Below are 21,866 nucleotides of genomic sequence, written 5' to 3' on the forward strand. Positions count from 1 at the left end.
AGGACAGTTAGTGGATATAACTGCTTTCTTGCCCTTTTTGTTTAAATGCATAACGATAGAAGTTCTAAAGCTTAACGAGCGTTATGATGAGCGCTTCTTTTTGAGATCCAGAGTGATCTCCCAAGTGTCTCGTTTAGCTCATGCGCCTCCTTCCTCCTCCAATGAGAGGAGTTCTTGAACAGGACAGGGAAAGTATATCTTTTTCTGGATGGGGGTGCAGGCTTTTTTCTATTTGGAGAACTTTTTTGTCGGATAAGAGATTGAGATAAGCTGAGATTAGGGGAGGAAAGAAAATTGGGCAATAAGCTGATTGAAATCAAGAATGTTTCTTTCCGTTATTATGAACAGGAGCAGTATGCATTGAATGATATTTCTTTCGATGTTTATGAAGGAGAATGGCTGGCTGTCGTAGGGCACAATGGTTCAGGCAAATCTACTTTGGCTAAAATGCTCAATGGACTTCATTTTCCGGAAAAGGGACAGGTCATGGTTAAAGGCATGATATTATCGGAAGAAACCATATGGGATATCCGCAGGGAAATCGGGATGGTCTTCCAAAATCCCGATAACCAGTTCGTTGGGACAACAGTGCAAGATGATGTGGCTTTTGGCTTAGAAAACAATGGAATCGAAAGAGAACTTATGGTCAAAAGAGTCTCCGATGCACTTGTAAAAGTCGGAATGGTTGATTTTCTTGATCAAGAGCCGCACCATCTTTCAGGCGGCCAGAAGCAGCGTGTGGCCATTGCAGGCATCATTGCACTGCAGCCCGGCGTCATCATCCTTGATGAAGCGACGTCCATGCTTGACCCGCGCGGCCGTGAAGAAGTTCTTTCCACCATACGAGACTTGAAGAATGAGACCAACATGACGGTCATTTCGATCACCCATGACTTGGAAGAGGCAGCTAAAGCAGACCGAATCGTCGTGATGAACCGTGGAGAGGTATTCAAGGAAGGACATCCTTCAGATATTTTTAAACTAGAAGAGGAATTGATCGCTCTTGGCCTTGATATTCCATTCCCTATTAAACTGCAGAGGGCATTGGAAAGAAACGGGGTCCAGCTGGACGATCAATACTTAACGGAAGAAGAGTTGGTGAATTCATTATGGACATCTCGTTAAATCAAGTAGAGTATCGCTACCAAGCCGGCACTCCGTTTGAGAGGCTCGCTGTGCATGATGTGAATTTCACCATTCCTTCAGGTACCTTCATGGCAATCATCGGACATACCGGTTCAGGCAAGTCGACCATCCTTCAGCACTTGAATGCTCTTCTTAAACCGACTAAAGGAAATGTGGCCATCGGCGATCGTGTCATATCTTCTGATAAGAAAGAAAAGCATTTGCGCCCCATCCGCCAAAAAGTCGGGATAGTCTTTCAGTTTCCGGAACATCAGCTTTTTGAAGAAACAGTGGAAAAGGATATCTGTTTTGGACCGATGAACTTTGGCGTTTCTGAACAGAAAGCAAAGGAGAGGGCAAGGGAGCTGATTCAGCTTGTCGGGCTTCCTGTGGAAATCCTTAAGAGATCTCCATTTGATCTTTCCGGCGGGCAAATGCGCCGTGTTGCGATTGCAGGTGTATTGGCTATGAATCCGGAAGTCCTTGTTTTGGACGAGCCTACCGCTGGACTCGACCCCAGGGGACGCAAAGAAATCATGGATATGTTTTATCGGATCCATAAGGAAAAAGGGCTCTCAACCGTACTGGTGACGCACAGCATGGAAGATGCCGCTTTATACGCAGATCAGATCATCATCATGCATAAGGGACAAGTGAAAAGACAGGGAAATCCCCGTGAAATCTTTTCGAATCCGGAAGAATTGTTGAATCTCGGTCTGGATGTGCCGGATGTGGTGAAATTCCAGCATGCCTTTGAACAGAAGGCCGGCGTGAAGATAGGGGATATCTGCCTCACAGTCGAGGAATTGTCTGCAGCCATCGCCAGCTGGCAAAGGAAGCGGGGTGAGGGCTTATGATGGAGAAAATGATTTTCGGGCGTTATGTGCCCGTAGAGTCTCTGATCCATAGACTCGATCCGCGTGCCAAGCTCTTATTTGTCTTTGCCTATATCTGCATCGTATTCTTGGCAAATAATACAATAACCTATGCCGTCCTGTTGGTTTTCACCATGGCTCTCATCTTTATATCAAGGATACCCATCATCTTCTTGATCAATGGATTAAAGCCGATATTCCTGCTCATTATCTTTACCTTTTCACTGCACCTGTTCTTTACTGAGGGCGGAGAACTTTTGTTCCAATTCAGTTTCATCCATATTTATGAAGAAGGACTCAGGCAGGGGATATTCATTTCACTGAGATTCATGCTCTTGATTTTCGTGACGTCACTCCTGACCCTTACGACTTCCCCAATCGCCATCACCGATGGGCTGGAGAGCATCTTGAATCCATTTAAACGGATTAAGCTCCCGGTTCATGAATTGGCCCTGATGATGTCGATCTCGCTTCGCTTCATCCCGACGCTGATGGATGAAACAGACAAAATCATGAAGGCGCAGACAGCAAGGGGCGTCGATTTTTCAAGCGGACCCATCAAGGACAGAATTAAAGCAGTTGTACCTTTGTTGATCCCGCTGTTCGTCAGCTCATTCAAACGTGCGGAGGAACTGGCGATTGCCATGGAAGCCCGTGGATACCGGGGCGGCGAAGGCAGGACGAAATACAGGCTCCTTAAATGGTCCGGAGCAGATACAAGTGTATTTGTCTTCTTGGGCATCTTAGTGGCCTTGCTCGTCTACTTAAGGTCTTAACGGAGGTTTTTGGCCATGCAGCGCTATAAATGCATCATAGCTTACGATGGAACCAGCTTCTCGGGCTATCAGATCCAACCGGAGGGGCGTACAGTCCAAGGCGAGCTGGAAAAGGCATTAGGGAAGCTTCATAAGCAGCAGGCAGTCAAAGTCACCGGCTCTGGCCGGACGGATGCAGGAGTGCATGCAAAAGGCCAGGTCATCCATTTTGACTCGCCATTGAATATCCCTGAGGACCGATGGGTGAAGGCACTCAACAGCATGCTTCCGGACGATGCAGCCATCCTTTCTGTGGAGAAGGCATCACCAGACTTCCATGCCAGGTTCTCAGCCGTCGGCAAGGAATACCGATATAAAATAAGTCTCGATCGCACCAAAGATCCGTTTAACCGCAACTATGTTTGTCCATTTCCTTTCACGCTTGATCTGGAGGCGATGGAGGAGGCGGCTTCCCATTTAATCGGGACCCATGACTTTACAAGCTTCTGCTCCGCCAAATCGGAAGTAGAGGATAAAGTGAGAACCATCCACTCCATCAAACTTTTTGAAAGCGGAGAAAATGAACTGACCTTTCAATACATCGGCAATGGATTTCTATATAATATGGTTCGGATTTTGACCGGAACGCTGCTTGAAGCAGGCTCTGGAAAAATAAATCCAAATGATCTTCCAAAAATTTTAAATTCCAAAAATCGCGATATGGCAGGCAAAACCGCGCCAGCAAAGGGACTTTATTTGTGGAAAGTTTTCTATGACAACTAAACCAGGTGTAACATCCTGTTGACATTAGGATTTAAACAGGTTAATATATCATATGGTATGTATTTAACCCCACGGTGAGCCCCGGAAGACTTATTCGTGATTAAAATAAATACAGCATTATTTAGGAGGTAACACTATGCGTACTACGTATATGGCAAAAGCAACTGAAGTAGAACGTAAATGGTATGTTATTGACGCTGAAGGTAAAACTTTGGGACGTCTTGCAAGCGAAGTAGCATCTATCTTACGCGGTAAAAACAAACCAACATTTACACCACATGTTGATACAGGTGACCACGTGATCATCGTAAATGCATCTAAAATCGAATTGACTGGTAAGAAATTAACTGACAAGATCTACTACCGTCACAGTAATTTCCCTGGTGGATTGAAAACTCGTACAGCTCTTGAAATGCGTACGAACTACTCTGAAAGAATGCTTGAGCTTGCTATCAAAGGCATGCTTCCAAAAGGTTCTTTAGGCCGTCAAATGATCAAGAAATTGCATGTATATGCTGGTGCAGAACATAATCAACAAGCTCAAAAACCAGAAGTTTACGAACTTCGCGGATAATTAATAAGGGAGGGAAATATCTTGGCACAAGTTCAATATATCGGCACAGGTCGTCGTAAAAGTTCTGTAGCGCGTGTACGTCTAGTACCGGGCGAAGGAAAAATCGTCATCAATGATCGTGAAGTAGAAAACTACATCCCATTCGCGACTCTTCGCGAAGTAATCAAACAACCTCTAGTAGCTACTGAAACACTTGGAAGCTACGATGTTCATGTTAACGTTAACGGTGGTGGATTCACTGGTCAAGCTGGAGCTATCCGTCACGGAATCGCTCGTGCGCTTCTTCAAGTAGACCCAGAATTCCGCGGAACTCTTAAGCGCGCTGGACTATTAACTCGTGATGCACGTATGAAAGAGCGTAAAAAATACGGTCTTAAAGGTGCTCGTCGTGCGCCTCAGTTCTCAAAACGTTAATTTTTCGTACAACCTTTTGTACATCCAAAACCCCGGTCGAATCCTCGGCTGGGGTTTTTTGCTGTTTTAAAAGAGAATTCGACAAATGTCGAGGGAAATCGGGTCGTGACAGGCACGCACCGAATTTTTTTAGAGCTGACCGGGGCATTTTTGCGTTGAACCCCTCAACTTTTGGTGCTGACCGCTCAACTTTCGCAGCTAACCCCTTAACTTTTGTAGCTGACCGGGCAACTTTCCCAGTTAACCCCTTAACTTTTGGCCATGACCGCTCAACTATCCGTATTTGTAAGAAATTTAAGGTAGTTTATAGGCAGGATGCCGCTTTGGCCCGGTGCGCTGCCACGCTGTGAGTGACTTGCTCCCCACTTTGCGGAGGAACCGGCCCACTTTTGAGACTTATCTCTATACTTTTGACCTTGACCAGCACACTTTCGCGGTTTATCTCACAACTTTTGACCATAATCGCCCCACTATCCTTTTTATGGAAAAACAACTTAGGTTTTGCAGCAGACTTGGTAATGATTGATAGTCCATTTTCTGAATCAATCCTTTTCGTTCGTTGAAAAATACGTGAAAGGGGTTGAGTTAGGATGAACGTGATTACTACGTTTAATACGAAGAGAAGAGAAAAACAGATCAAGCATGAGCGGAGCCTTTTAAAGGAGCTTTCTATACAGTTGTTATCAAAGAGTGTGCAGAAGTATTTTGGCGGCATCCGCATGCAGGGAGGCGTTTTCCTGCAGCAGGGACTCGAAGAAGGCTGCTATGATGTGGCCATCGAGGCCTATTTATTAGGTGCTCAGTTCAGTCGATTTGCTGGCCTTCAAGAAGAAAAGAGGCAAATTCAAGCGCGCTGTGAAAAGGAAATGAAGCATTTGATTGATACATTATTTAATTTTTGGCTTTACTGGGGGAAGATCGGGGAGGAAATTGTGTTCAGTGATTCCCTGCATATTTCCTGTGAAGGCTTTATTGAATATTGGTGGAATGAAGGGTTCACAAAGGCAGATAAACGGAGAAAAATGAGATTGCATTAGGTAAAGGTTCTAATTTCCGTTCTTGTCCCATATGTTTTTCATAGGGAATTGAGGAAGGGATGGAACGGGATGAAGAGAAAGTTGAAGATTGGCGCCTTCGTTGCCGGGGCAATCATCTTGATTTTACTTTTCCAGTACAAAATCATGGAAAACCATTCGTGGAAATCATGGAACCTGCCACTCTCCGGTAAAGTCATTTACTTGGATGCAGGGCATGGGGGGCCGGATGGCGGTGCAGGAGATCAAGGTGCACTGGAAAAAGATATTGCTTTGAAGATCACACTGAAGGTTAGGGATTACCTCCAGCAGCAGGGAGCAATGGTCATTTTGACCAGGGAAGAAGATGTGGATCTAGCGGATAAGGGGACAAAGGGCTATAGCAGAAGAAAAACAGAGGATCTGAAGAAACGTTTGGCCCTTATCAATAGCTCTGAAGCGGATTTATTCATCAGCATCCATCTTAATTCAATTCCGGCGCCTCAATGGAGCGGTGCACAGACATTCTTTGCTCCGCAGTATGAAGAAAATAAGAGGGCTGCGAAATTCATTCAGGATGAGTTTGTAAAGAATTTGAAGAATACAAATCGGGAAGCGAAGGCGATCAACAGCGTTTATATATTAAAGTATGCTAAAAAGCCTGGCGCACTTGTAGAAGTAGGCTTCTTATCCAATCCTGCAGAAAGAGCCAATCTCAAGAAAGACGGCTATCAGGAAAAACTGGCCGTATCGATTTATAATGGAATCATGAGATATTTTACAAAAGAATCTGATCTGAAATAACCAGCCATGAATAGCTGGTTATTTATTTTGATAAATCTTGAAGTGTTCTTGCCATCGTTATCAGGATTCGTATGTTATACTGTAAGAGAATTGTAAACGAATACAAGGAAGGTGTCTGCTGTGTTAACAGAACAAACCATTTATGATTTGCTTAAGGATTTGCAAGATCCTTTTTTACATAAGAGCTTCGGTGAATTGGAATCGATTGAAGAAATTAAAGTCAAAGAAGAAAAAAAGCATGTCAGTGTAAAAGTGCTTTTGGCGAAAACAGGCACAGGCGAACAGCTTCAGCTCCAAGGGAAGATTGTTGAGCTTATCAAAAATGCAGGAGCAGAAACAGTCGGAATCCGCTTCGGTGAACTACCTGAATCCGTTCTAGCGCGCTATCGCGAAAGCCTTGCCGCTAATGGAAATGACGGCGGTCTATTATCACCAGCGAGCAAAACCACTTTCATTGCGATCGCAAGCGGGAAAGGCGGCGTGGGTAAATCCACTGTTTCTGTCAACCTTGCTGTATCATTGGCACGCCAAGGCAAGAAAGTCGGCCTGGTCGATGCGGACATCTACGGATTCAGTGTCCCGGATATGATGGGCATCATGAAGCGCCCGGTCGTTCGCGGTGAAAAGATCATCCCAGTGGAACGCTTTGGGGTGAAAGTCATCTCAATGGGCTTCTTCGTTGAAGATAATGCTCCTGTCATCTGGAGGGGGCCGATGCTCGGCAAAATGCTCAACAATTTCTTTACGGATGTTGAATGGGGAGAGCTGGACTACTTATTGCTGGATCTGCCTCCTGGTACAGGGGATGTCGCATTGGATCTTCATACGATGCTTCCTCATTGTAAAGAGATCATCGTAACGACTCCGCATCCGACAGCTGCGTTTGTTGCTGCAAGAGCGGGTGCAATGGCGCTTCGTACTGAACATGAAATCATCGGTGTGGTAGAAAATATGTCCTTTTTCGAGAGCCAGTTGACTGGGGAAAGAGAATACGTATTTGGTGAAGGCGGAGGCAAGAAGCTTGCTGAAGAGCTTCGCACGGAACTGCTTGGCCAGCTTCCACTGCAGCAGCCTGATTGGAATGAAGAAGATTTTGCACCATCCGTTTATGCGGAGGACCATAAACTCGGTAAAATTTATCATGACATCGCCGGAAAAGTCATCGATATCTTAACTAAATAAAAGGAAGAGGCAGCCGAACGATTGGCTGCCTCTTTCTATTTTTTCAACTCAGCACCCAGAGCTAACCGAGGAGCTTACGCTTATCTTATCATCAAGAGGATTGTCCCTGCTGCTGCCCTTGCTGCTGTCCCTGTCCTTGGCCTTGGCCGCCACCCTGCCCTTGCTGCTGGCCTTGTTGTCCCTGGCCGCCGCTCTTCATATCCTGCGACGCTTTCATCAATAAGGCTTGAATCTTTGTCTTAAAGAGCGGGTTATCGACGGTTTCCAGGATGACTGTCTGCAGATGTTCACGGTATTCCTTGCTTTTCAAGGTTTGAAGAACTTCCTTCTGATAATCCGGGTCTTTCATTAAATCAAGCATGAGGCCTTGATATTCCGGGTCTTTCATTAAATCCTTCAGCAATTTCTCATCTTGCTTCTTCATGCTTTTTGCCATGGCTTCCGTAAATTTAGGGTCTTCGAAAGCTTTTTTCCAGAATTCTGCTCCCTTATCAGAAGTCAGTGTTTTCTCAATGGTATCCGTAACAACACTTTGGTCCATAATGAGTTTCTGCTTCATTTTCTCATCAGACATGACGTCCTGAATGGCTTTTTTTCCATCGTCCGTCTTCAGTATATCGACGATCATTTTCTTCGTTTGGTCATAATCCATCTGTCCGCTGCTGCCAGTATCGCTGCCTCCGGAACAGGAAGATAATAAAAATAAAGAAGATGCGAGGAGCAGAAGGTACATTTTTTTCATAAAAAAGCTCCTTTCTAATCAGCTATCCATACTGTTAATATGGGATTTTGTGAAATATTTATGCACAACTATTGCAAGTCCTAGATTTTTCAAACTCTGGTTGGTACAATCAAATAAGTGAATTTTTTATTAACTATTGGGGGACAAATATTGTGACCATCCGAAATTGGATCAGACTGTTTTTTTCAACATTATTTGTTGGGGGAGTCACAGCTGGAATTATAGGATTTATCGTAAGATGGGATGAATTTGCGCCGCTTTTTAAAAATGGCGAAATCGGCCAGATCTTTTCAGTCTTAGTATGGTTGATCGGCATCGGTTTTACATTCAGTGTCATAAGCCAGATGGGATTTTTCGCTTATTTGACGATTCATCAGTTTGGATTAAGGATGTTCAGGTCCTTGTGGAACCCGGTCCAGCTGCTTGTTATCGCACTTGTCATATTCGATTTGGTGTATTTCCGCTTCCAGGCTTTCGCCAAAGACGGGGAAAGCATCCTTCCTTATATTTTGCTTGCTGCTTTAATCATTATTGTTGCAATTGCAACTTCTTGGATTAAATCCAGGCAAACGAATAAAAACACATTCATTTCTGCCATGTTCTTTATGATCGTGGTAACGGTCCTCGAATGGCTGCCGGTATTGACAGTAAATGAAAAAAGCTGGCTATATCTCATGCTTTTCCCGCTATTGGCATGCAACGCCTATCAGATCCTTGTCTTGCCGAAATATAACCAACTGTCCCAACAGCAGATGGAAAAGAAGAGAAATGCCGTGTCAAAATAAAAAAAGAGAATCCAACAGATTTCCCTGTGGATTCTCTTTTTTTATTGGATTAGTGTAGTTTTAACCTTTCCATTTGAAAGCATATCCGAAACAGAAACGAGTTCACCTTTTTTCTTTAGCTGCGAAATAATATTCGGCAGTGCCACTGCAGTCTGTTTAGCTGAGTCGGAAGCGTGGAATAATAGAATGTCGCCTTGGTCAGCTCCATGAACATTTTGAATGATTTTCTCTACCCCCGGGCTTTTCCAGTCGTTCGAATTGATGCTCCAGTGCACGACTGTAAACCCCACTGAATCTGCTGCTTTTAAGGTTTTCTTATCGAAATGGCCGGTTGGTGAGCGCAGAAGTTTTACCTTCTTCAGGTTCAACTTCTGAAATACCTCTTGTGAACGCATCATATCCCTGCGGATTTCCGGTTCATCCATTTCTGTATATTCTTTATACGCATATCCCAGGCTCCCGATCTCATAGCCCTGCTTCACAATCCTCTGAACGAGATCCGGATGGCGTTCAGCCCAGGCGCCGGACAGGAAAAAAGTCGCTGACTTCACCTTGTTCTTTTCAAGAGTATCCAGAATGGGGGCAGCCTGAACATCGCCCCACCCGATATTAAAGGTTAAAGCAATACCTTTCTCGCCCTGATACACCGCTTTAGGTCCTGCCGACGTTGAAAAAACAGGATAATATCCAGCACTTTCACTATAAAGAAATAAGGCCGTAAAAAACGAAATCATGACTACCAGCAAAGTGGTCTTTACTTTGCGTGCATTTAATATAACAAAGAAATTCATACTACTCCTCCTGTCAGACTCATCCTATTACATCCTATGACATGTCCTAAATAAAATATGACCATACATAATTTCTTTCATTAATGGAAAAAACTACAAATAACACAAACAAGGGGTGAATTAGTTGTTAGGACTACTGATACAAGAGAAAGAAAGACAAGAAATTCAATACCTGTTGAAAAGAGAAATGGATGAAATCCTATTTGATCTGAAAGATTCGAGAATCGACCATATAGTAAAGAGGGCAATGGAGGAAAGATACAAGATATTGTTCAACCTTTTTACAAGGGTGGCCCCACATGGAGAGTGCGTCAAATACATTCTTGCCAGCAATAAAAAGAAAAAAGAAATGTAGAAACAAGCGGATGCGGCAGTGTGGATTAGGGCAAAAAACTTTGTCATCGAAAAACTTTTTAAAAAAGTGAAAGAAAGTTATTGACGGTTAAACATTATCTTGGTATATTAATAAACGTCGCTGATGACGAAACACTTTTGAAAAACAAATGAAAAAAACTTGTTAAAAAATTGTTGACATCACAAACGACACATGATAAATTAGTAAAGTCGCTTCTGAGAGACGAAAGCGAAATTGATCTTTGAAAACTGAACAAAACAAAACGCCAACGTTAAATTTTAAGTTTTAAAAATCGAGCTAATCAAGCTTGAAACTTTGTGGCTTTGAGCCAACAATTTTTCGGAGAGTTTGATCCTGGCTCAGGACGAACGCTGGCGGCGTGCCTAATACATGCAAGTCGAGCGGATTGATGGGAGCTTGCTCCCTGATATCAGCGGCGGACGGGTGAGTAACACGTGGGCAACCTGCCTGTAAGACTGGGATAACTCCGGGAAACCGGGGCTAATACCGGATAATTCCTTCCTCCTCCTGGAGGAAGGCTGAAAGATGGTTTCGGCTATCACTTACAGATGGGCCCGCGGCGCATTAGCTAGTTGGTGAGGTAACGGCTCACCAAGGCCACGATGCGTAGCCGACCTGAGAGGGTGATCGGCCACACTGGGACTGAGACACGGCCCAGACTCCTACGGGAGGCAGCAGTAGGGAATCTTCCGCAATGGACGAAAGTCTGACGGAGCAACGCCGCGTGAGTGAAGAAGGTTTTCGGATCGTAAAACTCTGTTGTTAGGGAAGAACAAGTGCGAGAGTAACTGCTCGCACCTTGACGGTACCTAACCAGAAAGCCACGGCTAACTACGTGCCAGCAGCCGCGGTAATACGTAGGTGGCAAGCGTTGTCCGGAATTATTGGGCGTAAAGCGCGCGCAGGCGGTTCCTTAAGTCTGATGTGAAAGCCCACGGCTCAACCGTGGAGGGTCATTGGAAACTGGGGAACTTGAGTGCAGAAGAGAAGAGCGGAATTCCACGTGTAGCGGTGAAATGCGTAGAGATGTGGAGGAACACCAGTGGCGAAGGCGGCTCTTTGGTCTGTAACTGACGCTGAGGCGCGAAAGCGTGGGGAGCAAACAGGATTAGATACCCTGGTAGTCCACGCCGTAAACGATGAGTGCTAAGTGTTAGAGGGTTTCCGCCCTTTAGTGCTGCAGCTAACGCATTAAGCACTCCGCCTGGGGAGTACGGCCGCAAGGCTGAAACTCAAAGGAATTGACGGGGGCCCGCACAAGCGGTGGAGCATGTGGTTTAATTCGAAGCAACGCGAAGAACCTTACCAGGTCTTGACATCCTCTGACAACCCTAGAGATAGGGCGTTCCCCTTCGGGGGACAGAGTGACAGGTGGTGCATGGTTGTCGTCAGCTCGTGTCGTGAGATGTTGGGTTAAGTCCCGCAACGAGCGCAACCCTTGACCTTAGTTGCCAGCATTCAGTTGGGCACTCTAAGGTGACTGCCGGTGACAAACCGGAGGAAGGTGGGGATGACGTCAAATCATCATGCCCCTTATGACCTGGGCTACACACGTGCTACAATGGACGGTACAAAGGGCTGCAAAACTGCAAAGTCGAGCCAATCCCATAAAACCGTTCTCAGTTCGGATTGCAGGCTGCAACTCGCCTGCATGAAGCTGGAATCGCTAGTAATCGCGGATCAGCATGCCGCGGTGAATACGTTCCCGGGCCTTGTACACACCGCCCGTCACACCACGAGAGTTTGTAACACCCGAAGTCGGTGGGGTAACCTTTATGGAGCCAGCCGCCTAAGGTGGGACAGATGATTGGGGTGAAGTCGTAACAAGGTAGCCGTATCGGAAGGTGCGGCTGGATCACCTCCTTTCTAAGGATATTTACAAGATGTTGACCGTTTCTGTTTTGTTCAGTTTTGATAGATCAATTCTATCAAACAAATAGAGAGATCAATCTTCAGCATGGCTGGATGGTTGGTCGACTTGTTCTTTGAAAACTAGATAAAGTAAGTAAGTGACATAAACCGAGAATCGCCACTTTAGAATTTTTTTGGTGAATGACTTTCAGTCATACGCAAATCAAACCTGACAATGTAAATTGTCAAATAGGTTAAGTTAGAAAGGGCGCACGGTGGATGCCTTGGCACTAGGAGCCGATGAAGGACGGGACTAACACCGATATGCTTCGGGGAGCTGTAAGTAAGCTTTGATCCGGAGATTTCCGAATGGGGGAACCCACTGTTCGTAATGGAACAGTATCTTTACCTGAATACATAGGGTATGGAAGGCAGACCCGGGGAACTGAAACATCTTAGTACCCGGAGGAAGAGAAAGCAAACGCGATTCCCTGAGTAGCGGCGAGCGAAACGGGACATAGCCCAAACCAAGAGGCTTGCCTCTTGGGGTTGTAGGACACTCTATACGGAGTTACAAAGGAACGAAGTAAACGAAGAGATCTGGAAAGGTCCATCAGAGAAGGTAAAAATCCTGTAGTTGAAACTTCGTTCCCTCCAGAGTGGATCCTGAGTACGGCGGGACACGTGAAATCCCGTCGGAAGCTGGGAGGACCATCTCCCAAGGCTAAATACTCCCTAGTGACCGATAGTGAACCAGTACCGTGAGGGAAAGGTGAAAAGCACCCCGGAAGGGGAGTGAAAGAGATCCTGAAACCGTGTGCCTACAAGTAGTCAGAGCCCGTTAATGGGTGATGGCGTGCCTTTTGTAGAATGAACCGGCGAGTTACGATTACATGCAAGGTTAAGCTGATGAGGCGGAGCCGCAGCGAAAGCGAGTCTGAATAGGGCGTTTTGAGTATGTGGTCGTAGACCCGAAACCAGGTGATCTACCCATGTCCAGGGTGAAGTCCAGGTAACACTGGATGGAGGCCCGAACCCACGCACGTTGAAAAGTGCGGGGATGAGGTGTGGGTAGCGGAGAAATTCCAATCGAACCTGGAGATAGCTGGTTCTCTCCGAAATAGCTTTAGGGCTAGCCTCAACGGAAGAGTCTTGGAGGTAGAGCACTGTTTGGACTAGGGGCCCTCATCGGGTTACCGAATTCAGACAAACTCCGAATGCCAAAGACTTATCGTTGGGAGTCAGACTGCGAGTGATAAGATCCGTAGTCGAAAGGGAAACAGCCCAGACCACCAGCTAAGGTCCCCAAGTATACGTTAAGTGGAAAAGGATGTGGAGTTGCTTAGACAACCAGGATGTTGGCTTAGAAGCAGCCACCATTTAAAGAGTGCGTAATAGCTCACTGGTCGAGTGACTCTGCGCCGAAAATGTACCGGGGCTAAACGTATCACCGAAGCTGTGGATTGACACCGTTGGTGTCAGTGGTAGGAGAGCGTTCTAAGGGCGTTGAAGCTAGACCGTAAGGACTGGTGGAGCGCTTAGAAGTGAGAATGCCGGTATGAGTAGCGAAAGATGGGTGAGAATCCCATCCACCGAATGCCTAAGGTTTCCTGAGGAAGGCTCGTCCGCTCAGGGTTAGTCGGGACCTAAGCCGAGGCCGAAAGGCGTAGGCGATGGATAACAGGTTGATATTCCTGTACCACCTCTTGATCGTTTGAGCAATGGGGGGACGCAGAAGGATAGGGTAAGCGCGCTGTTGGATATGCGCGTCTAAGCAGCAAGGCTGATGATGAGGCAAATCCTTGTCATCATAAGGCTGAGCTGTGACAGCGAGGGAAATTTAGTACCGAAGTTCCTGATTTCACACTGCCTAGAAAAGCCTCTAGCAAGATCAATGGTGCCCGTACCGCAAACCGACACAGGTAGGCGAGGAGAGAATCCTAAGGTGAGCGAGAGAACTCTCGTTAAGGAACTCGGCAAAATGACCCCGTAACTTCGGGAGAAGGGGTGCTCTGGTAGGGTGCAAGCCCGAGAGAGCCGCAGTGAATAGGCCCAGGCGACTGTTTAGCAAAAACACAGGTCTCTGCGAAGCCGCAAGGCGAAGTATAGGGGCTGACGCCTGCCCGGTGCTGGAAGGTTAAGGAGAGGGGTTAGCGCAAGCGAAGCTCTGAACCGAAGCCCCAGTAAACGGCGGCCGTAACTATAACGGTCCTAAGGTAGCGAAATTCCTTGTCGGGTAAGTTCCGACCCGCACGAAAGGCGTAACGATCTGGGCACTGTCTCAACGAGAGACTCGGTGAAATTATAGTACCTGTGAAGATGCAGGTTACCCGCGACAGGACGGAAAGACCCCGTGGAGCTTTACTGTAGCCTGATATTGAATTTTGGTACAGCTTGTACAGGATAGGTAGGAGCCGTTGAAACCGGAGCGCCAGCTTCGGTGGAGGCATCGGTGGGATACTACTCTGGCTGTATTGAAATTCTAACCCACGCCCCTTATCGGGGCGGGAGACAGTGTCAGGTGGGCAGTTTGACTGGGGCGGTCGCCTCCTAAAAGGTAACGGAGGCGCCCAAAGGTTCCCTCAGAATGGTTGGAAATCATTCGTAGAGTGTAAAGGCACAAGGGAGCTTGACTGCGAGACCTACAAGTCGAGCAGGGACGAAAGTCGGGCTTAGTGATCCGGTGGTTCCGCATGGAAGGGCCATCGCTCAACGGATAAAAGCTACCCCGGGGATAACAGGCTTATCTCCCCCAAGAGTCCACATCGACGGGGAGGTTTGGCACCTCGATGTCGGCTCATCGCATCCTGGGGCTGTAGTCGGTCCCAAGGGTTGGGCTGTTCGCCCATTAAAGCGGTACGCGAGCTGGGTTCAGAACGTCGTGAGACAGTTCGGTCCCTATCCGTCGTGGGCGCAGGAAATTTGAGAGGAGCTGTCCTTAGTACGAGAGGACCGGGATGGACGCACCGCTGGTGTACCAGTTGTCTTGCCAAAGGCATCGCTGGGTAGCTATGTGCGGAAGGGATAAGTGCTGAAAGCATCTAAGCATGAAGCCCCCCTCAAGATGAGATTTCCCATAGCGTCAAGCTAGTAAGATCCCTGAAAGATGATCAGGTTGATAGGTCCGAGGTGGAAGCACGGCGACGTGTGCAGCTGACGGATACTAATCGATCGAGGACTTAACCACATTTGGTTGATTCCGGTTTACATGTCACTTACTCTTTATCTAGTTTTGAGAGAACAATTCTTCAATTTTTCTCTTGAAAAAATGATCAAGTCCATTATATAATAAGACTTGTCATTTATAGGTCCGGTGATTACGGCGAAGAGGTCACACCCGTTCCCATACCGAACACGGAAGTTAAGCTCTTCAGCGCCAATGGTAGTTGGGGGTTTCCCCCTGCAAGAGTAGGACGTCGCCGGGCCATTATAATTATTCCGCAGTAGCTCAGTGGTAGAGCTATCGGCTGTTAACCGATCGGTCGCAGGTTCGAGTCCTGCCTGCGGAGCCAATGCTTCCATAGCTCAGCAGGTAGAGTGCTTCCATGGTAAGGAAGAGGTCACCGGTTCGAGCCCGGTTGGAAGCTTAAATTAAGGATACGAGTGGCCCGTTGGTCAAGCGGTTAAGACACCGCCCTTTCACGGCGGTAACACGGGTTCGAATCCCGTACGGGTCACCATAGTTTTTACACTTAAGTAAAAACAACATTTATACATAACGGAGGATTAGCTCAGCTGGGAGAGCACCTGCCTTACAAGCAGGGGGTCGGCGGTTCGATCCCGTCATCCTCCACCATAGATTTTTTACGAAGCGTAGTAAAATAATCTTCCTTTTTTAGATTGCCGGTGTAGCTCAACTGGTAGAGCAACTGACTTGTAATCAGTAGGTTGGGGGTTCAAGTCCTCTTGCCGGCACCAGTTTCATATGGAGGGGTAGCGAAGTGGCTAAACGCGGCGGACTGTAAATCCGCTCCTTCGGGTTCGGCAGTTCGAATCTGCCCCCCTCCACCATTTTTTGAATAACTTTTTGAAATGCGGACATGCTACTTAATGTCCTTTTTGTTTGAAAAGACATTCATCATTGGGCTATAGCCAAGCGGTAAGGCATCGCACTTTGACTGCGACATGCGTTGGTTCGAATCCAGCTAGCCCAGCCATTTAGAGCCATTAGCTCAGTTGGTAGAGCATCTGACTTTTAATCAGAGGGTCGAAGGTTCGAGTCCTTCATGGCTCATCATAATGGAAAAAGGTCCTGTTGATCAGGGCCTTTTTTTGTTGAGAAGAATATTGAAGATCATCCCTTATGTATTGGTTTGACTGAGCGCTCAGTCGGCTCAGTCTCCTCCTTACTATTAATTAGGCGTATTTAGGCTCTGGCGCATAGGATTGGGGTTTTGGCGCATAAACACTTTTGGCTCGCGCAAAGCCGCAGCTTTTTCGCGCAAAGAGAATGGAAAGTGGCGCATAAGCCCCCAATTCTCGCGCATAAGGCCAATGGTAGAGGGCTATTCTCTGTGATTTCCTCTCTTTTTATACACTATTCCTCTCCTTAATCCGCCATACTGCCCATTCCATACCGTTAAAGCAGCAGTTTGAAGCATTTTTGAGTTAAAATAGCTTCTCAGTGGTTAGTTTTTCATGAATTTTGCTTGATCTTGCCGAATATCCAGGCGATAGCCTGGCAAATTGTTGAGTTTGCTGTTTGGCTTCTTGACTGAGCGCTCAATCGGTAAGGAATTTATCCCTCTATCAAGTGGGAAATGTTCCCGTTGCTTCGTCATTCGACAAAAACCGGGGGGTGACAGGCACTTGGAAGGCAACCTGGAAGTCAATTCGACAAATATCGGGCCGTGACAGTCACCTTCATGTCGGCACCATGAAGTCTTCACTTTCTCCTCCCCAGCCACAACTGAATATATATTCACAATTTTGTCGAGTTGAGTCATATTCCTTTCTAGGGATACAATAGTACTTAGAATCATTTGTGAAGGAGGAAAACCATCATGAAGAAAAAGATATCAATTTTAGGCGTTCCTATGGATTTGGGTCAGATGAGACGCGGTGTGGATATGGGACCGAGCGCGATCCGCTATGCCGGTGTCGTTGAAAGGCTAGAAGGATTAGGATACGAAATAAATGACCTTGGAAATATTGAAATTGAGCAGGCAGAGAGGGTACAGAATCCTGAAACAAATCTGCGTAATTTGAAAGCGGTTGCAGATGGAAATGAAAAGCTTGCAGCTGGCATACATGGAATCATCGATAATGGAGAATTCCCTCTTATCTTTGGCGGGGACCATAGCATCGCCCTTGGTACGCTCGCTGGGGTAGCGAAGCATTATGAGAATCTTGGGGTCATCTGGTATGATGCCCATGGAGATCTGAATACGGCTGATACGTCTCCTTCTGGGAATATCCATGGCATGCCATTGGCAGCCAGTCTTGGAATTGGACATCCTGCACTTACGGGGATCGGCGGATACAGTCCGAAAATCAAGCCGGAGAACATCGTGATCATTGGTGCGCGTTCATTGGATGAGGGTGAAAGAGAACTTATTAAAGAAAAAGGCATCAAGGTTTACACAATGCATGAAATCGATCGTATGGGAATGACCAAGGTGATGGAGGAATCCGTTGCTTACTTAAAGGGAAGAAATGTGGATGGTGTTCATCTGTCCCTTGATCTGGACGGGCTTGATCCAAATGATGCGCCGGGAGTCGGCACACCTGTGATCGGAGGTATCAGCTACAGGGAAAGCCATTTGGCCATGGAAATGCTTGCGGAGTCTGATATCATCACTTCTGCTGAGTTTGTAGAGGTCAATCCAATTTTGGATGAAAAGAATAAGACGGCAAATGTAGCGGTAGCCTTGATGGGATCTCTATTCGGAGAGAAATTGCTATAATGTTTGCATAAGAAAAAAGAGCAGCTGCACTTTTCCGCAGCTGCTCATGATATTTTTTGGACAAGTTCATCATATGTATTTAACAGATGGTCGAGTTTCCAGCTGATTTTTACTACTTTTTCATCAGCGAAAGACGATTCAAGTGCAAGTTTAACCATCAGTGACCTGTTCTCTTCAATTTCATTCAATAATTGCTTGAGGCTGCTCTCCATGTTCATTTCCTCATTTCTAATGGAATTCAACTACTTTTTACCCAAATTTTGAAAATGTTAAACCAAAATTAGTAAAAATTTGTTAGGATAAAATATATATTATTTTTTTGAAACCTTTTTAGCTGTACATACGTATACGAGTATAGCCGCATGAGCGGGGGTATAATTTTAATGGATTTAATCGTGAATAAACGGATAAAACAAGTCATTAAGGGCGATCAAAATGCGTTTGCTGAGATCGTCGAGCTTTATAAGGACAAAGTTTACCAAGTTTGCTACAGGATTCTGGGCAACCGTCATGAGGCTGAAGATATCGCACAGGAAGCCTTTATTCGTGCATACATTAATATCGAAAGCTTCAATCAATCGCGGAAATTTTCCACATGGCTCTATCGGATCGCAACAAATCTGTGCATCGATCGAATCCGTAAAAAGAAGCCGGATTATTATTTGGATGCAGAGGTTTCAGGAACCGACGGGCTGACGATGTATTCGCAGGTGGCAGCAGATGTTGCGCTGCCGGAAGAAGAGCTTGAGAAGATGGAACTGAGGGATAATGTCCATAAAGAAATTTTAAAGCTCCCACAGAAATATAGGACAGTGATCGTACTTAAGTATATAGAGGAGCTTTCTCTTAATGAGATCAGTGAAATATTAGATCTCCCTCTGGGAACGGTTAAGACGAGGATGCACCGGGGTAGGGAAGCACTAAGAAAACAACTTGGGAAATTATAGAAAGGGTGAGACGTAAGATGTCATCTTGTCCTGAAGAAATTGTGGATTTAATGCATGATTATTTAGACGAAGATATTTCTGCAGAGGATGAAATGAAGCTGAAGCATCATCTGCAAACCTGCCCTTCCTGCCAGCAGCACCTGCATCAATTGAAAAGTGCGGTTGGGATGGTTCAGGGGATTTCACATATAAAAGCGCCTGATGGGTTTACCTCACAGGTTATGGCCAAGCTGCCGAAAGAGAGAAAAAAGGTCGGCTTCCAGCGCTGGTTCCGCCAGCATCCTTTCATGACTGCAGCTGCTTTGTTTATCGTATTGATTTCCGGGAGTATTTTTTCCATCTGGAATGAGGATAAAGAGTTTTCTTTTACAAAGAAGCCTGACTTGCTTGTTCAGAATCATACGGTCATCGTCCCGAAAGGAAAGACGGTCAACGGGGATATTACCGTCCGGAATGGTAATGTGAGGATAGAAGGGAAAGTCAATGGAGATGTAACGGTCATCAATGGGAAGCCGTATATGGCATCTGTCGGAAGCGTGAGCGGGGATATCAAGGAAATCAATGAAGTGTTCGATTGGCTTTGGTACAATATTAAAAAGTCTACTAAAGATCTTTTCCATATTGGGCAAAAAGAAGAGGCTCCAGTACAGTAATGGAAATTAAGGCAGGTGTCATTCATGACGCCTGTTTTTTTCTATACCATAGATTATTACGCTCAGATGACATCCGGTTTTCAAATTAGATACGGCTGTTTGGTTTTTCTATTCTTGCCTTTAAATGTGATATAATATTAAAGTTATGAAAAAACTAGAAAAAAGCGGCTTCCGCTTGGACTAAACATAATGGAGGATGAAAAATGCCGTCATTTGCAGATTTTACGGTATTGGACTATTTATCTAATATCATCGACATACTCCTTGTTTGGTTTGTGATATACAAGCTTATTATGGTAATCCGCGGAACGAAGGCCGTACAACTTTTAAAAGGGATTTTTGTCATCATTGTCGTCAGAAGTTTAAGCGGCTTTCTAGGATTTAATACACTAAGCTGGATGATGGAGCAAGCTCTAACATGGGGTTTCCTTGCAATTATCATTATTTTTCAGCCAGAGCTGCGCAGGGCACTCGAGCAGCTGGGACGAGGGAAGTTATTTTCAAGGACCGGCAGCAATGAAGAGGAAGAGCAGGGGCGCATGCTTGAGGCAATTGTCAAAGCAGTCAATTATATGGCTAAACGCCGTATTGGGGCGTTGATTTCAATTGAAAGAGAAACAGGGATGAGTGATTACATAGAGACGGGAATCCCCCTCAATTCTGAGATTTCTTCTGAGCTATTAATCAATATCTTCATTCCAAACACTCCGCTGCATGATGGGGCAGTCGTTCTTCAAAAGCGTACCATTGCAGCAGCAGCCTGCTATCTGCCGTTGTCAGAGAGTCCTTTCATTTCAAAAGAATTAGGGACAAGGCATAGGGCAGCTTTAGGTATCAGTGAAGTTACAGATGCGCTCACGATTATAGTATCCGAAGAAACGGGCAGCATCTCCATAACAAAAAACGGCGAGCTCTATCGAGAACTATCTCCGGATGATTTCAAAAACTTATTGGGTTCAGAGATAATGGATTCTGCCAAGAACAATTCCTCGACCCGATGGAGCTGGAGGGGGAAAAAGCAAAATGGATAAATTTATAGAAAATAAGTGGGTCATGCGTATTATCGCACTCCTCTTAGCCATCTTGCTATATACCTCTGTCAGTGTTGAGCAAGGGGACTTTAAGAAAGAGAAGAATCCATCCCCAAAGGCAAACAGCGAAGTCATTACAGATGTACCGCTGGATCTTTACTATGATTCCGATAACCTTGTCGTATCCGGAGCACCGGAAAAGGTCAATGTGATGGTAGAGGGGCCGACATCTATCGTTCAGCCTACTAAAACCATGCGCGACTTCCAGCTCTATGTGGATTTAAGGGACTTGGGCATAGGCCGCCATCAAGTGAAGATCAAATCAAAGGGGCTTTCTGATAAATTGCAGGCAAAGATTGAGCCGACTTTTATCAGTGTGGATATCCAAGAAAAAGTCACGAAGGAATTCAAAGTAGAAGCGGAATTCAACTCTGCTATCTTGGCTGAAGGCTTTGAAGCCGAAAGTCCGACTGTTCAGCCTAAGACGGTCAAAATCACTGGAGCCAAGAATATCATCGATCAAATCACTTATGTGAAAGCAACAATCGATGTCCGTGGCGAAGTGGACAAGACGGTGACGAGGGAAGCACAGGTAAGGGTCCTTGACCGAGAATTAAACAAATTGAATGTTACTGTGAACCCTTCAACAGTGGATGTCACACTGCCAGTGAAAAACCCGAGTAAAACGGTGCCGATTTCAATCAATAAAACAGGAACTCCTCCTGAAGGAGTCAAAATACTGGGCGTTTCAGCTGATCCGAAACAGATTACCATTTATGGCAAACAGGATGTCTTGGATTCAATCAACGAACTGGATCTTCCTCTGGATGTCAGCAAGATAGACAAGGATTCAACGATTGAGGTGCCTGTGAAACTGCAGGACGGTCTGAACAAAGCCTCTATAGATAAAGTAAAAGTGAAGGTGGACGTTGAAAAGACGGAAACAAAGACTTTTTCGAACCTTCAGGTAGCTGAAAGAGGCGTTGGCGATCAATACAACATGACCATTCTTTCCCCTGAAAAGGGACAAGTGGATCTGACAGTGACTGGTCCAAGTGAAATCGTCGATCAGCTTAGTGCAGATGATTTCAAATTGTACGTAGATGCTTCTGACTTAGAAGCTGGGGACCACACGCTTAAAATTCAAATCGACAGTCCGGGGGATAATTTCTCCACCCAATTGTCCGATGACACCATGAAAATAAGGTTGGAAGAAAAACAATAGTGAATGGAAGACGAGATAAATAAGGAGCGATGAT

Annotated in this window: 19 protein-coding genes, 8 tRNA genes and 3 rRNA genes; 27 read left to right on the forward strand and 3 right to left on the reverse strand. The window is 45.7% G+C overall.

The window, feature by feature from the left end:
- Positions 1-294 precede the first annotated feature (294 nt).
- The 9 genes from ABTV07_RS00880 (at position 295) to ABTV07_RS00920 (ending at position 7,525) form a co-directional block, all read left to right on the forward strand.
- Positions 295-1,125, forward strand: a complete 831-nt coding sequence (locus tag ABTV07_RS00880) for an energy-coupling factor ABC transporter ATP-binding protein (protein WP_433746315.1) — start codon at positions 295-297, stop codon at positions 1,123-1,125.
- Positions 1,110-1,982: an energy-coupling factor ABC transporter ATP-binding protein gene (locus tag ABTV07_RS00885; protein WP_433746318.1), complete on the forward strand. Its 873-nt coding sequence runs from the start codon at positions 1,110-1,112 to the stop codon at positions 1,980-1,982. The genes ABTV07_RS00880 and ABTV07_RS00885 overlap by 16 nt, the downstream gene beginning before the upstream one ends.
- Entirely contained in the window at positions 1,979-2,776 is a 798-nt protein-coding gene (locus ABTV07_RS00890; RefSeq protein WP_433746320.1) for an energy-coupling factor transporter transmembrane component T family protein, read from the forward strand. Before ABTV07_RS00885 ends, ABTV07_RS00890 begins: the two co-directional genes overlap by 4 nt.
- Before the next feature lie 15 nt (positions 2,777-2,791).
- Positions 2,792-3,538, forward strand: a complete 747-nt coding sequence (gene truA / locus ABTV07_RS00895) for a tRNA pseudouridine(38-40) synthase TruA (RefSeq protein ID WP_433746323.1) — start codon at positions 2,792-2,794, stop codon at positions 3,536-3,538.
- A gap of 136 nt (positions 3,539-3,674) precedes the next feature.
- Positions 3,675-4,112: a 50S ribosomal protein L13 gene (gene rplM / locus ABTV07_RS00900; protein ID WP_114746819.1), complete on the forward strand. Its 438-nt coding sequence runs from the start codon at positions 3,675-3,677 to the stop codon at positions 4,110-4,112.
- Positions 4,113-4,133: 21 nt separating this feature from the next.
- Positions 4,134-4,526, forward strand: coding sequence for a 30S ribosomal protein S9 (gene rpsI, locus ABTV07_RS00905; RefSeq protein WP_433746327.1), 393 nt, complete (start codon positions 4,134-4,136; stop codon positions 4,524-4,526).
- Positions 4,527-5,116: 590 nt separating this feature from the next.
- Positions 5,117-5,563: a DUF2521 family protein gene (locus ABTV07_RS00910; protein ID WP_433746330.1), complete on the forward strand. Its 447-nt coding sequence runs from the start codon at positions 5,117-5,119 to the stop codon at positions 5,561-5,563.
- A gap of 69 nt (positions 5,564-5,632) precedes the next feature.
- Entirely contained in the window at positions 5,633-6,343 is a 711-nt protein-coding gene (gene cwlD / locus ABTV07_RS00915; protein ID WP_433746332.1) for an N-acetylmuramoyl-L-alanine amidase CwlD, read from the forward strand.
- A 120-nt stretch (positions 6,344-6,463) separates the two neighbouring features.
- Positions 6,464-7,525 carry an Mrp/NBP35 family ATP-binding protein gene (locus tag ABTV07_RS00920; RefSeq protein ID WP_114746814.1) on the forward strand — a complete coding sequence of 354 codons (1,062 nt, stop codon included), beginning with the start codon at positions 6,464-6,466 and terminating at the stop codon, positions 7,523-7,525.
- Positions 7,526-7,616: 91 nt separating this feature from the next.
- Here the strand turns inward: ABTV07_RS00920 and gerD are convergent, their stop codons facing one another.
- A complete protein-coding gene (gene gerD / locus ABTV07_RS00925) occupies positions 7,617-8,267 on the reverse strand; it encodes a spore germination lipoprotein GerD (protein ID WP_433746336.1) in 651 nt (216 codons plus the stop codon).
- A 152-nt stretch (positions 8,268-8,419) separates the two neighbouring features.
- Here gerD and ABTV07_RS00930 point away from each other — a divergent pair, with 152 nt between their 5' ends.
- Positions 8,420-9,052: a KinB-signaling pathway activation protein gene (locus tag ABTV07_RS00930; RefSeq protein ID WP_433746339.1), complete on the forward strand. Its 633-nt coding sequence runs from the start codon at positions 8,420-8,422 to the stop codon at positions 9,050-9,052.
- 41 nt (positions 9,053-9,093) lie between these two features.
- On the opposite strand, the gene pdaB is transcribed toward ABTV07_RS00930, so the two are convergent.
- Positions 9,094-9,843: a polysaccharide deacetylase family sporulation protein PdaB gene (gene pdaB, locus ABTV07_RS00935; protein WP_433746342.1), complete on the reverse strand. Its 750-nt coding sequence runs from the start codon at positions 9,841-9,843 to the stop codon at positions 9,094-9,096.
- A gap of 124 nt (positions 9,844-9,967) precedes the next feature.
- On the opposite strand from pdaB, the gene ABTV07_RS00940 reads away from it, so the two are divergent.
- The 13 genes from ABTV07_RS00940 (at position 9,968) to rocF (ending at position 17,976) form a co-directional block, all read left to right on the forward strand.
- The gene (locus ABTV07_RS00940; RefSeq protein ID WP_433746345.1) at positions 9,968-10,198 is read left to right on the forward strand and encodes a hypothetical protein; all 231 of its coding nucleotides are present in this window, start codon (positions 9,968-9,970) and stop codon (positions 10,196-10,198) included.
- A 336-nt stretch (positions 10,199-10,534) separates the two neighbouring features.
- A 16S ribosomal RNA gene (locus tag ABTV07_RS00945) occupies positions 10,535-12,085 on the forward strand.
- A gap of 237 nt (positions 12,086-12,322) precedes the next feature.
- A 23S ribosomal RNA gene (locus ABTV07_RS00950) occupies positions 12,323-15,257 on the forward strand.
- Between the two features lie 122 nt (positions 15,258-15,379).
- Positions 15,380-15,495: ribosomal RNA gene (rrf, locus tag ABTV07_RS00955) — 5S ribosomal RNA — on the forward strand.
- Together the 16S, 23S and 5S rRNA genes with 8 tRNA genes alongside form the textbook arrangement of a ribosomal RNA operon.
- A 12-nt stretch (positions 15,496-15,507) precedes the next feature.
- A tRNA-Asn gene (locus tag ABTV07_RS00960) sits at positions 15,508-15,582 on the forward strand.
- Positions 15,583-15,584: 2 nt separating this feature from the next.
- Positions 15,585-15,657 (forward strand) — tRNA-Thr (locus tag ABTV07_RS00965).
- 18 nt (positions 15,658-15,675) lie between these two features.
- A tRNA-Glu gene (locus ABTV07_RS00970) sits at positions 15,676-15,750 on the forward strand.
- A gap of 40 nt (positions 15,751-15,790) precedes the next feature.
- Positions 15,791-15,866, forward strand: a tRNA-Val gene (locus ABTV07_RS00975).
- Between the two features lie 46 nt (positions 15,867-15,912).
- Positions 15,913-15,988: transfer RNA gene (locus ABTV07_RS00980), tRNA-Thr, on the forward strand.
- Between the two features lie 9 nt (positions 15,989-15,997).
- Positions 15,998-16,081, forward strand: a tRNA-Tyr gene (locus tag ABTV07_RS00985).
- A gap of 71 nt (positions 16,082-16,152) precedes the next feature.
- Positions 16,153-16,227: transfer RNA gene (locus tag ABTV07_RS00990), tRNA-Gln, on the forward strand.
- Between the two features lie 4 nt (positions 16,228-16,231).
- Positions 16,232-16,304: transfer RNA gene (locus tag ABTV07_RS00995), tRNA-Lys, on the forward strand.
- Positions 16,305-17,073: 769 nt separating this feature from the next.
- A complete protein-coding gene (rocF, locus tag ABTV07_RS01000) occupies positions 17,074-17,976 on the forward strand; it encodes an arginase (RefSeq protein WP_433746348.1) in 903 nt (300 codons plus the stop codon).
- A 44-nt stretch (positions 17,977-18,020) separates the two neighbouring features.
- Here the strand turns inward: rocF and ABTV07_RS01005 are convergent, their stop codons facing one another.
- Complete coding sequence (locus tag ABTV07_RS01005) at positions 18,021-18,188, reverse strand: Spo0E family sporulation regulatory protein-aspartic acid phosphatase (protein ID WP_433746351.1); 168 nt, start codon at positions 18,186-18,188, stop codon at positions 18,021-18,023.
- Positions 18,189-18,359: 171 nt separating this feature from the next.
- Here ABTV07_RS01005 and sigW point away from each other — a divergent pair, with 171 nt between their 5' ends.
- The 4 genes from sigW (at position 18,360) to ABTV07_RS01025 (ending at position 21,832) form a co-directional block, all read left to right on the forward strand.
- Complete coding sequence (gene sigW / locus ABTV07_RS01010; protein WP_433746354.1) at positions 18,360-18,923, forward strand: RNA polymerase sigma factor SigW; 564 nt, start codon at positions 18,360-18,362, stop codon at positions 18,921-18,923.
- 17 nt (positions 18,924-18,940) lie between these two features.
- Complete coding sequence (locus ABTV07_RS01015) at positions 18,941-19,576, forward strand: zf-HC2 domain-containing protein (RefSeq protein ID WP_433746357.1); 636 nt, start codon at positions 18,941-18,943, stop codon at positions 19,574-19,576.
- 203 nt (positions 19,577-19,779) lie between these two features.
- Positions 19,780-20,607, forward strand: a complete 828-nt coding sequence (cdaA, locus tag ABTV07_RS01020; protein ID WP_433746359.1) for a diadenylate cyclase CdaA — start codon at positions 19,780-19,782, stop codon at positions 20,605-20,607.
- Positions 20,600-21,832: a CdaR family protein gene (locus ABTV07_RS01025; protein WP_433746362.1), complete on the forward strand. Its 1,233-nt coding sequence runs from the start codon at positions 20,600-20,602 to the stop codon at positions 21,830-21,832. The genes cdaA and ABTV07_RS01025 overlap by 8 nt, the downstream gene beginning before the upstream one ends.
- Positions 21,833-21,866: the final 34 nt, after the last annotated feature.

The sequence above is a fragment of the Falsibacillus pallidus genome, from assembly GCF_050990905.1.
Lineage (GTDB): Bacteria > Bacillota > Bacilli > Bacillales > DSM-25281 > Falsibacillus > Falsibacillus pallidus_A.